Here is a 10,460-nt window from a genome sequence, read left to right on the forward strand (position 1 = left end):
CGACGCCTTCGCCGTCCTTGCGCAGCGACAGCGTGACCTCGTCGCGGTTGTGCAGCTTGAAGACCACACCCTTGAGGTTCAACAGGATGCCCACCACGTCTTCCTGCACGCCGTCGATCGACGAATATTCGTGCAGGACTCCGGCGATGGTCACCTCCGTTGCCGAGTACCCGACCATCGATGAGAGCAGCACCCGGCGCAGCGCGTTGCCGAGGGTGTGGCCATAGCCACGCTCGAACGGCTCCAGGGTGACCTTGGCGCGGTTCGTGCCAAGCTGTTCCACGTTGATGGACTTGGGTTTCAGCAGGTTGGTTTGCATGCAGGACTTCCTCTCAATACCCCCGGCTCGTTACACCGGTAAGGCTGGTGAAGTGCCCAGACCGCGGGGGCGGCAGGGAACAAAAAATACGATGAACAGGCCGCTGGCGGGCGGCCTTGCGTCCGTTTAACGCGAATACAGTTCCACGATCAGCGCTTCCTTGATGTCGGCGCCGAACTCGTCGCGATCCGGAACCTTCTTGAAGGTGCCTTCGGCCTTGTCGACCGACACTTCCACCCAGGCCGGCAGGCCCACTTGCGTGGCCAGCTGCAGGGCCTCGACGACGCGGTTCTGCTTCTTGGACTTCTCGCGAATCGCGATCACGTCGCCGGCCTTGACCAGGTACGACGGGATGTTCAGCATCTTGCCGTTGACCGTGATGGCCTTGTGCGACACCAGCTGCCGCGCCTCGGCGCGGGTGGAGCCAAAGCCCATGCGGTAGACCACGTTGTCCAGCCGGCATTCCAGCAGGAACAGCAGGTTGGCGCCGGTGTTGCCCTTGCGGCGGTCGGCTTCTTGAAAGTAGCGGCGGAACTGCTTTTCCATGATGCCGTACATCCGCTTGACCTTCTGCTTTTCGCGCAGCTGCAGGCCGAAGTCCGAAGTGCGCATGCCCGAGGTGCGGCCGTGCTGGCCGGGCTTCGAGTCGAATTTCGACTTGTCCGCGATCGAGCGCCGGGCGCTCTTCAAGAACAGGTCGGTGCCTTCACGGCGGGAGAGTTTGGCCTTGGGGCCGAGGTAACGTGCCACTTTTGCTTTCTTTCAAATGACTACCGCGGCCTGTTGCCGCGGGAGCTGGGCGCGACGGTGGCGCCCAGCGGTGGTCTTCAAACACACTCCTGGCTCCCCGCCTGCGCGGGGACAGGCTTAGATACGACGACGCTTTTGCGGGCGGCAGCCATTGTGCGGGACCGGCGTCACGTCGGAGATCGACGCGATGCGGATGCCCAGCGCGGCCAGCGCGCGCACCGAGGACTCGCGGCCCGGGCCGGGGCCACGGATCTCGACGTCCAGGTTCTTGATGCCCTGCTCCATTGCAGCCCGGCCAGCCACTTCCGAGGCCACCTGAGCGGCGAACGGCGTGGACTTGCGCGACCCCTTGAAGCCCTGGCCGCCCGAGGACGCCCAGGCGAGGGCATTGCCCTGGCGGTCGGTGATCGTGATGATCGTGTTGTTGAAGGACGCGTGCACGTGGCAGACGCCGTCGGACACGTTCTTGCGAACCTTCTTGCGCACACGCTGCGCGGCGTTGTTGGCAGGAGCCTTGGCCATGTGTTATCTCTTTCCGGTTTGATGTGAGAGGTCCGAGCAATCGCGCTGCGCGCTTCCTGATCCGACCCCTGGCACTTATTTTTTCAGCGCCTGGGCAGCCTTGCGCGGACCCTTGCGGGTGCGGGCATTGGTGCGCGTGCGCTGACCGCGCATGGGCAGGCCACGGCGATGACGGAAGCCACGGTAGCAACCGATGTCCATCAAGCGCTTGATGTTCATCGTGGTCTCGCGGCGCAGGTCACCTTCGATGGTGATCTCCGCGATCTGGTCGCGGATCTTTTCGAGATCGGCGTCCGTCAGGTCCTTGACCTTCTTGGAAAAGGGGATGCCGGATGCTTCGCAGATCTGGCGAGCGCGGGTTCGGCCGATGCCGAAAATCGCGGTCAGGCCAATTTCGGCGTGCTTGTGCGGCGGGATGTTGATGCCAGCAATACGTGCCATGTCGTTCCTCTAAACTCTGTTCAGCCTGGAGCGATTAGCCCTGGCGCTGCTTGTGCCGCGGATCAACGCAGATCACACGGACCACGTTCTTGCGGCGGATGATCTTGCAGTTGCGGCAGATCTTCTTGACGGAAGCCGAAACTCTCATTTGTCGTTCTCCTAAATTCTCTGAATCTGGAGGCGTCAGCCGCCCAGCGATGTCTTGAAGTTCGCCTTCTTGAGCAGCGATTCGTATTGCTGGCTCATCAGGTAGTTCTGCACCTGCGCCATGAAGTCCATGGTGACCACCACGATGATCAGCAGGGAGGTGCCGCCAAAATAGAACGGCACGTTGTACTTAAGGATCAGGAAATAGGGCAGCAGGCAGACGAAGTTGATGAAGATCGAACCCGCCAGCGTCAGCAGCGCCAGGATCTTGTCGATGTAGCGGGCCGTCTGCTCGCCGGGACGGATGCCCGGCACGAACGCACCGCTCTTCTTCAGGTTGTCCGCGGTTTCCCGGCTGTTGAACACCAGGGCCGTGTAGAAGAAGCAGAAGAAGATGATCGCCGCAGCGTAGAGCATCACATAGATCGGCTGGCCGGGGCTCAGCGTCGACGCAATGTCCTTGAGCCACCGCAGGCCATCGCCCGTCGAGAACCAGCTGACCACCGTGGCCGGCAGCAGGATGATCGAGGAGGCGAAGATCGGCGGGATCACGCCGGCCATGTTCAGCTTCAGCGGCAGGTGCGACGACTGCCCGCCATACACCTTGTTGCCGACCTGGCGCCGCGCATAGTTGACGAGGATCTTGCGTTGACCGCGTTCGACGAACACCACGAAGTAGGTCACCAGCACCACCAGCAGCACGATCAGGATCGCCACCAGCGGCCCCATCTCACCCGTGCGCACCAGCTCCAGCAACCCGCCGATGGCGGACGGCAGCCCGGCAGCGATGCCGGCGAAGATGATGATCGAGATGCCGTTGCCCAGGCCGCGTTCGGTGATCTGCTCGCCGAGCCACATCAGGAACATCGTGCCGGCCGTCAGGCTGACCACCGCGGTCATCCGGAAGCCGAAGCCAGGATTGACCACCAGGCCAGCGGAGCCTTCCAGCGCCATGGCGATGCCAAGTGACTGGAACAGCGCCAGGCCCAGCGTCCCGTAACGGGTGTACTGGGTGATCTTGCGCCGGCCGGCCTCGCCCTCTTTCTTCATCTGCTCGAACGTGGGGACCACGTAGGTGAGCAGCTGCATGATGATCGAGGCCGAGATGTACGGCATGATCCCGAGCGCGAACACCGTGAACCGGGACAGCGCGCCGCCCGAGAACATGTTGAACAGACTCAGGATGCCGCCGGCCTGGCCCTTGAACAGCTGCGCGAGCTGGTCAGGGTTGATGCCGGGCACGGGGATGTGCGCGCCGATGCGGTAGACCACCAGCGCAAGCAGCAGGAAGACCAGCCGACGACGCAGGTCGCCGAACTTCCCGGTCTTCGCGATCTGGGCTGCACTAGTTGCCACGGATGTCCTTCAACGCGGTTAGTTCAGGGAGCCGCCGACTGCCTCGATGGCAGCCTTGGCACCCGCGGTCGCGACGATGCCCGTCAGCTTCACAGCCTTCGTGAGCTCGCCCGACTTGATCACCTTGACGTTCTTGACGATGTTGCCCACCAGCTTGGCTTGCTTGAGCGCCAGCAGGTCGACTTCCGCCAGGCCCAGCTTTTCGAGCGAGGCCAGCGTCACTTCGCCGTTGAACTTCAGGTTCTGCGACTTGAAGCCGCGCTTGGGCAGGCGCCGCTGCAGGGGCATCTGGCCGCCTTCGAAGCCGACCTTGTGGTAGCCACCAGCACGGGACTTCTGTCCCTTGTGGCCGCGACCGGCGGTCTTGCCCAGACCCGAGCCGATGCCCCGGCCGACGCGGCGACGCGCCTTCTTCGAGCCGTCTGCCGGCTTGATCGTATTGAGTTCCATCAGAGCACCTTCACCAGGTAGGCGATCTTGTTGATCATGCCGCGCACTGCCGGGGTGTCCTGCAGTTCGCTGACGCTGTTGAGCCGGCGCAGGCCCAGGCCGCGGACGGTCGCGCGATGCGACTCCCGGGTGCCGATGGGGCTGCGAACCAGCTGCACCTTGACGGTGGTTTGCTGTTGGTCTGCCATGTGTATTCTCCTTAGCCGGCGAAGATGTCTTCGATCGACTTGCCGCGCTTGGCAGCCACCTGACCCGGGGTCGTGGCGTTGCGCAAAGCGTCGAACGTGGCGCGAACCATGTTGTACGGGTTGGTCGATCCGTGGCTCTTGGCCACGATGTCGGTGATGCCCATCACCTCGAACACGGCGCGCATCGGGCCGCCGGCGATGATGCCGGTGCCCTTGGGCGCCGGAGCCATCATCACGCGGGCGGCGCCGTGGTGGCCGAACACGCTGTGGTGGATGGTGCCGTTCTTGAGCGACACGCTGGTCATGTTGCGGCGCGCTTCTTCCATCGCCTTGGTCACGGCGGCCGGCACTTCTTTCGACTTGCCCTTGCCCATGCCGACCTTGCCATTGCCGTCGCCGACCACGGTGAGGGCCGCGAAACCGAGAATCCGGCCGCCCTTGACCACCTTGGTGACGCGGTTGACCGCGATCATCTTCTCTTTGAGGCCGTCTTCCGGACCTTCACTCTGCGCTCGTGCTTGAACCCTAGCCATTCTGAGTCTCCGTGTCCGTTAGAACTGCAAACCTGCTTCGCGCGCTGCCTCGGCCAGCGCTTTCACGCGGCCGTGGTAGGCGAAGCCCGCGCGGTCGAAGGCGACCTTCTCGACGCCGGCGGCCTTCGCCTTTTCGGCGATGCGCTTGCCGATCTGCTGCGCAGCGGCGACGGTGGCACCCTTGCCGGAACCACCCAGTTCCTTGCGGATGTCGGCCTCGGCGGTGGATGCGGTGGCCAGCACCTTGGAGCCGTCGTCGGAGATCAGGCTCGCGTAGATGTGCAGGTTGGTGCGGTTCACCGTCAGACGGGCCACACCTTGCGTCGCAATGCGGATGCGGGTCTGGCGCGAACGACGCAGACGCTGCTCTTTCTTGGTCAACATCATGTGGCTCCTTACTTCTTCTTGGTCTCTTTGATCACGATCTTCTCGTCCGCGTAGCGGATGCCCTTGCCCTTGTAGGGCTCGGGCGGACGAACAGCTCGGATCTCGGCGGCCAGTTGGCCCACGCGCTGGCGGTCGGCACCCTTGATCACGACTTCCGTCGGGGTCGGGGTGGCCACCGTGATGCCCGCGGGCATTTCGATGTTCACGGGGTGCGAATAGCCAACCGTGAGGTTCAGCTTGTTGCCGGAGGCGGCGGCCTTGTAGCCCACGCCGACCAGCGACAGCTTCTTTTCGAAGCCCTTGGTGACGCCGTTGACCATGTTGTTCACCAGCTGGCGCATGGTGCCGCTCATGGCATTGGCTTCACGGGACTCGTCGGCAGGAACGAAGGTCAGCTTCCCGCCGTCGTTCACCACCTTGACCAGGGCGTTCTGGGCCAGCAGCAGCGTGCCGCCGGTGCCCTTGACGCTGATCTGGTCATCCTTGATCGCCACGTCGACGCCACTGGGGACGGCGACCGGCATTTTTCCAACTCGGGACATGTTTTGATCCTTCCCTTAGGCGACGTAGCACAGCACTTCGCCACCGACACCGGTAGCGCGCGCCTTGCGGTCCGTCATCACGCCCTTCGGCGTGGTGACAATCGCCACGCCCAGGCCGTTCATGACCTGGGGAATGGCGTCGTGGCCCTTGTAGACGCGCAGGCCGGGGCGGCTCACGCGTTCGATGCGTTCGATGACGGGGCGGCCGGCGTGGTACTTCAGGGCGATTTCGAGTTCGCTCTTGCCGTCCACGGTGTTCACCTGGAACCCGTCGATGTAACCTTCGTCCTTCAGCACCTGGGTGATTGCGATCTTCACTTTGGAAGAGGGCACCCGCACCGTTGCCTTGGAAACCATCTGCGCGTTACGAATACGCGTCAGCAGGTCGGAGATGGGATCGCTCATGCTCATATATGTCTCTCCTCGCCCGGCTTACCAGCTGGCCTTGGTGATGCCGGGAATGTCGCCGGCAAAGGCGAGTTCACGGATCTTGTGGCGGGCCAGACCGAACTGACGGAAGGTTCCGCGGGGACGGCCGGTGAGTTCACAACGGGCGCGCTGGCGGGTCGGGTTGGCGTTGCGCGGGAGCTTTTGCAGCGCCAGGCGGGCCACCATCCGTTCCTCGTCGCTCTTCTTGGCATCGTTGCTGATGCCCTTCAGTTCCGCGTATTTCTTCGCGTACTGGGCAACCAGCTTCTCGCGCTTGAGTTCGCGCTGGATCAAAGCAGTTTTAGCCACGATGCACCTTCAGTTCTTGAACGGGAATTTGAAGCCGGCGAGCAGTGCCTTGCACTCTTCGTCAGTCTTCGCCGTGGTGGTGATGGAAATGTTCAGGCCGCGCAGCGCGTCGACCTTGTCATACTCGACCTCGGGGAAAATGATCTGTTCCTTGACGCCGATGTTGTAGTTGCCGCGGCCGTCGAAGGCACGGGCAGACACGCCACGGAAGTCACGCACGCGGGGCAGGGCCACGGTGACGAAACGGTCCAGGAACTCGAACATGCGCACGCCACGCAGCGTGACCATGGTGCCGATGGCCTGGCCTTCGCGGATCTTGAAACCGGCGATGGGCTTCTTGGCCTTGGTCACCACGGGCTTTTGGCCGGCGATCTTGGTCAGGTCGGAAACGGCGTGTTCCATGACCTTCTTGTCCGCCACGGCTTCACTGACACCCATGTTCAGGGTGATCTTGGTGATGCGCGGCACCTGCATCGGCGACTTGTAGCCGAACTTTTCGATCAGCTCGGGAGCGACCTTCTCGCGGTAGTGTTGTTGCAGACGGGACATGGTCAGACCTTGATTTCTTCGCCGCTGGACTTGAACACGCGAACGCGCTTGTCGCCATCGGTCTTGATGCCGACGCGGTCGGCCTTGCCCGTGGCGGCGTTGAAGATCGCCACGTTGGACTGGTGAATGGGCATGGATTTCTCCACGATGCCACCGGTCGAGCCCTTGAGCGGGTTCGGCTTGGTGTGCTTCTTGACCAGGTTGATGCCTTCGACGACGATCTTTTCGTCGTCCTTGCGCAGCACGACGCGGCCACGCTTACCCTTGTCTTTGCCGGCCAGCACGATGACTTCGTCACCCTTGCGGATCTTGTTCATGACGCGCTTCCTTACAGGACTTCGGGGGCCAGCGACACGATCTTCATGAACTTCTCGGTGCGCAGCTCGCGCGTGACCGGTCCAAAGATGCGAGTGCCGATGGGCTCCAGCTTGTTGTTGAGCAGCACGGCGGCATTGCCGTCGAACTTGATAAGGGAGCCATCGCCGCGGCGGATGCCCTTGGCGGTGCGGACCACCACTGCGCTGTAGATCTCGCCTTTCTTGACGCGACCCCGCGGAGCGGCTTCCTTGATGCTCACCTTGATGATGTCGCCAACGCTGGCATAACGCCGCTTGGAGCCGCCCAGCACCTTGATGCACAGGACGGACTTCGCGCCGGTGTTGTCGGCGACTTCGAGCCGAGATTCAGTCTGGATCATTTCGTATATTCCCAACTTGTCCCGAACGCACCCTTCAAGGACCATTCCTTGCAGGACATCGGGGCAGTCTTGGGCCCGTCGTCACACCGGCAGCTTGCGCTTCGCCGGAGCTTCGTTTGGGCGGGTGCCGGGCTCGTTTTTGAGGCGAACTCGGCCAAATTGTCTTTGCCATCTCACCTTAAAAAGGTAAGCCCGCAATTATCGCTGATTTCCAGGCTTTGTCAAACGACTTGTTCAAACCGGGAGCCTGGCATAGGTCGCGGCCAGTTCGCGGAACTCGGCAGCGCGGGGATCGACACCGGTTTCCTCCTGCAGCAGGGCGCCCACTTCGGCCGCCAGCGAGGCAGCCAAGGGCGCGTCCAGGAACAGCAGACGGATCCGCCGCGCCAGCACGTCCTCCACCGTGCGGGCGTATTCATGGCGGGCGGCAAAGCGCACCATCGCGGCTGTCAAGCCTCCGCCCAGGCGCCGGTCGCTGCCCGGAATGGCGTCGACCTCGCCCGCTTCGGCTCCATACAGGTGCAGGCCCGGAGCGGCGCTGATGGAAGTGGCCGGGGCGCCGGCGGCGGGCGCACCCACCAGTCGCAAGTCAGCAGTCACCCCCGCCCTGCCCCGCGGCAGCAGGCCCGCAGCCAAGCATTTGTCCAGAACGTCCTCGGCCATGGCGCGGTAAGTCGTCCATTTGCCCCCGGTCACCGTCACCAGCCCGCTGCGACTGGCCAGCACCGTGTGCTCGCGGCTGATCGACTTGGTTTCCTCGCCGTCGGCGCCCAGCGGCTTGACCAGCGGGCGCAGTCCGACCCAGGTGCTGCGCAGATCTTCGGCGCGGGGCGCACGCACGAGGTAGCGGCCCGCTTCGCCCAGGATGAACTCCAGCTCTTCCCGGAACGGCCGCGGCTCCCGTGGCAGGTCGCCGCGCGGCGTGTCGGTGGTGCCCAGGATCAGCTTGCCCATCCAGGGCACGCCGAACAGCACCCGGCCGTCGGTCGTCCTGGGCACCATCAGGGCGTGCCCGGAGGGCAGGAAATCGCGGTCCACCACCACGTGCACGCCCTGGCTGGGCGCCACCATCAAGCCGACGGGGTGGCCGGTGGCCTGCCCGTCCTGCTGGCGCAGCTCGTCGACCCAGACGCCGGTGGCGTTCACCACGCAGCGCGCGTTCAGCTCGAACGGGCGGCCGGTTTCCTCGTCGCGGCAGTGCAGGCCCGCCACCTTGCCCTGGCTGTGGACCAGGCCGGTGGCCCGGCAGTAGTTGACCAGCACGGCGCCGTGGGCGGCGGCTGTGCGAGCCAGCGCCAGGGCCAGCCGGGCGTCGTCGAACTGGCCGTCCCAGTACTTGACGCCGCCCTTGAGCCCGGCCGGGCGGGCCGTGGGCAGCAAGGCCAGCGTCTGGTCCCGGCTGAGGAACTCGGTGGGCCCCAGGCCTGCCTTGCCGGCCAGCGCGTCGTACATCTTCAGGCCCACGCCGTAGAACGGCGTTTCCCACAGCTTGTACGAAGGCATCACGAAGGGCAGCGGCTGGGCCAGGTGGGGCGCGTTCTTGAGCAGCGTGGTGCGCTCGTGCAGCGCTTCCCGCACCAGCGAGATGTTGCCTTGCGCCAGGTAGCGCACGCCGCCGTGGACCAGCTTGGTGGCGCGCGACGACGTGCCCTTGGCGAAGTCGTGCGACTCGACCAGCACCACGCGCAGGCCGCGGCTGGCGGCGTCCAGCGCCACCCCCAGGCCGGTGGCGCCGCCGCCGACCACGGCCAGGTCCCAGAGGCCGCCGGCGCCCAGGCCGGCCAGCAGGTCTTCGCGCCGCGTGGGGGCGGCGCGGGGTGAGGAGGACGCGCTCAAGATCGGCCCCAGCCCTTGGACCGCTCAACCGCTTCGCGCCAGCGCGCCAGCTTGGCCAGCCGCCGGCCCTCGGCCAGCTGCGGCTCGAAACGTCGGTCGGCCCGCCACTGGCCGGCGATCTCGGCCGCATCGCGCCAAAAGCCCGTGGCCAGCCCGGCCAGATAGGCGGCGCCCAGCGCCGTGGTCTCCGTCACTTGCGGGCGCACCACAGTCACGCCCAGGAAATCCGCTTGCATCTGCATCAGCAGATTGTTGCGCGAGGCGCCGCCGTCCACGCGCAGTTCGCGCAAGGGCATGCGCGCATCGCGCGCCATCGCGGCGAACACGTCGGCCGATTGCAAGGCGACGGCCTCCAGCGCGGCGCGGGCGATGTGGGCGCGGCCTGTGCCGCGCGTCATGCCCACCAGCGTGCCGCGGGCGTGGCCGTCCCAGTCGGGCGTGCCCAGGCCGGCGAAGGCCGGCACCAGGTAGACGTCGCCGGTGTCTTGCACCTGCGCGGCCAGCGACTCCACTTCCTGGGCGGAATCGATGATCTGCAGGCCGTCGCGCAGCCATTGCACCGTGGCCCCGGCCATGAAGACGCTGCCTTCGAGGCAGTACGCGGTGCGGTTCGCGCCCTGCGGGCCCTGCCAGCCGACCGTCGTCAGCAGCCGATTCCGGCTGCTGACGGGCGCCGCGCCGGTGTTCATCAGCATGAAGCAGCCGGTGCCGTAGGTGTTCTTGGCCATGCCGGGCGCGAAGCAGGCCTGGCCGAAGGTGGCCGCCTGCTGGTCACCTGCGATGCCGGCCAGCGGCAGCGCGGCGCCGAACAGCGACGACTCGGTCTCCGCGATGACGCCGCTCGAAGGCATGACGTCCGGCAGCACGGCCCGCGGAATGCGCAGCAGTTCCAGCAATTCGTCGTCCCAGTCCTGCGTGTGCAGGCTGAACAACAGCGTGCGCGACGAATAGCTGGCGTCCTTGGCATGCACGAGTCCGACGGATAGGTTCCAGATCAACCAGCTG

The 10,460-nt window shown here is 65.0% G+C and carries 17 protein-coding genes and 1 pseudogene; all 18 read right to left on the reverse strand.

Annotation, left to right across the window (positions count from 1 at the left end; genetic code table 11):
* Positions 1–319 (reverse strand): annotated as a pseudogene (locus JWP65_RS17555) (DNA-directed RNA polymerase subunit alpha); the annotation flags it as partial.
* A 126-nt stretch (positions 320–445) separates the two neighbouring features.
* Complete coding sequence (rpsD, locus tag JWP65_RS17560; RefSeq protein WP_299766057.1) at positions 446–1,069, reverse strand: 30S ribosomal protein S4; 624 nt, start codon at positions 1,067–1,069, stop codon at positions 446–448.
* A gap of 117 nt (positions 1,070–1,186) precedes the next feature.
* Complete coding sequence (rpsK, locus tag JWP65_RS17565; RefSeq protein ID WP_299766059.1) at positions 1,187–1,591, reverse strand: 30S ribosomal protein S11; 405 nt, start codon at positions 1,589–1,591, stop codon at positions 1,187–1,189.
* 75 nt (positions 1,592–1,666) lie between these two features.
* Positions 1,667–2,032: a 30S ribosomal protein S13 gene (gene rpsM / locus JWP65_RS17570; RefSeq protein WP_299766061.1), complete on the reverse strand. Its 366-nt coding sequence runs from the start codon at positions 2,030–2,032 to the stop codon at positions 1,667–1,669.
* Between the two features lie 34 nt (positions 2,033–2,066).
* Complete coding sequence (gene rpmJ, locus JWP65_RS17575; RefSeq protein WP_299766063.1) at positions 2,067–2,180, reverse strand: 50S ribosomal protein L36; 114 nt, start codon at positions 2,178–2,180, stop codon at positions 2,067–2,069.
* Positions 2,181–2,215: 35 nt separating this feature from the next.
* Entirely contained in the window at positions 2,216–3,535 is a 1,320-nt protein-coding gene (secY, locus tag JWP65_RS17580; RefSeq protein WP_299766065.1) for a preprotein translocase subunit SecY, read from the reverse strand.
* A gap of 18 nt (positions 3,536–3,553) precedes the next feature.
* Positions 3,554–3,985, reverse strand: coding sequence for a 50S ribosomal protein L15 (gene rplO, locus JWP65_RS17585; RefSeq protein ID WP_299766067.1), 432 nt, complete (start codon positions 3,983–3,985; stop codon positions 3,554–3,556).
* Positions 3,985–4,173 carry a 50S ribosomal protein L30 gene (rpmD, locus tag JWP65_RS17590; protein WP_299766069.1) on the reverse strand — a complete coding sequence of 63 codons (189 nt, stop codon included), beginning with the start codon at positions 4,171–4,173 and terminating at the stop codon, positions 3,985–3,987. The genes rplO and rpmD overlap by 1 nt, the downstream gene beginning before the upstream one ends.
* Positions 4,174–4,184: 11 nt before the next feature.
* Positions 4,185–4,706, reverse strand: coding sequence for a 30S ribosomal protein S5 (gene rpsE, locus JWP65_RS17595; protein WP_299766071.1), 522 nt, complete (start codon positions 4,704–4,706; stop codon positions 4,185–4,187).
* Between the two features lie 18 nt (positions 4,707–4,724).
* Positions 4,725–5,090 (reverse strand): 50S ribosomal protein L18, encoded by a 366-nt coding sequence (gene rplR / locus JWP65_RS17600; RefSeq protein ID WP_299766087.1) that lies wholly within the window; start codon positions 5,088–5,090, stop codon positions 4,725–4,727.
* Between the two features lie 11 nt (positions 5,091–5,101).
* Positions 5,102–5,635, reverse strand: coding sequence for a 50S ribosomal protein L6 (gene rplF / locus JWP65_RS17605; RefSeq protein ID WP_299766073.1), 534 nt, complete (start codon positions 5,633–5,635; stop codon positions 5,102–5,104).
* A 15-nt stretch (positions 5,636–5,650) separates the two neighbouring features.
* Positions 5,651–6,046 (reverse strand): 30S ribosomal protein S8, encoded by a 396-nt coding sequence (gene rpsH, locus JWP65_RS17610; RefSeq protein ID WP_299766075.1) that lies wholly within the window; start codon positions 6,044–6,046, stop codon positions 5,651–5,653.
* Between the two features lie 21 nt (positions 6,047–6,067).
* A complete protein-coding gene (gene rpsN, locus JWP65_RS17615) occupies positions 6,068–6,373 on the reverse strand; it encodes a 30S ribosomal protein S14 (protein WP_299766077.1) in 306 nt (101 codons plus the stop codon).
* 9 nt (positions 6,374–6,382) lie between these two features.
* Positions 6,383–6,922: a 50S ribosomal protein L5 gene (gene rplE / locus JWP65_RS17620; protein ID WP_299766079.1), complete on the reverse strand. Its 540-nt coding sequence runs from the start codon at positions 6,920–6,922 to the stop codon at positions 6,383–6,385.
* Positions 6,923–6,924: 2 nt separating this feature from the next.
* The gene (gene rplX, locus JWP65_RS17625; RefSeq protein WP_299766081.1) at positions 6,925–7,239 is read right to left on the reverse strand and encodes a 50S ribosomal protein L24; all 315 of its coding nucleotides are present in this window, start codon (positions 7,237–7,239) and stop codon (positions 6,925–6,927) included.
* A gap of 11 nt (positions 7,240–7,250) precedes the next feature.
* The gene (gene rplN, locus JWP65_RS17630; protein WP_169417103.1) at positions 7,251–7,619 is read right to left on the reverse strand and encodes a 50S ribosomal protein L14; all 369 of its coding nucleotides are present in this window, start codon (positions 7,617–7,619) and stop codon (positions 7,251–7,253) included.
* Positions 7,620–7,853: 234 nt separating this feature from the next.
* A complete protein-coding gene (locus JWP65_RS17635; RefSeq protein WP_299766083.1) occupies positions 7,854–9,455 on the reverse strand; it encodes a glycerol-3-phosphate dehydrogenase/oxidase in 1,602 nt (533 codons plus the stop codon).
* The coding region (locus tag JWP65_RS17640; protein ID WP_299766085.1) for an FGGY-family carbohydrate kinase at positions 9,452–10,460 on the reverse strand (1,009 nt) is incomplete at its 5' end. The genes JWP65_RS17635 and JWP65_RS17640, both read right to left, overlap by 4 nt.

The sequence above is a fragment of the Ramlibacter sp. genome (assembly GCF_028292805.1).
Taxonomy (GTDB): domain Bacteria; phylum Pseudomonadota; class Gammaproteobacteria; order Burkholderiales; family Burkholderiaceae_C; genus Ramlibacter.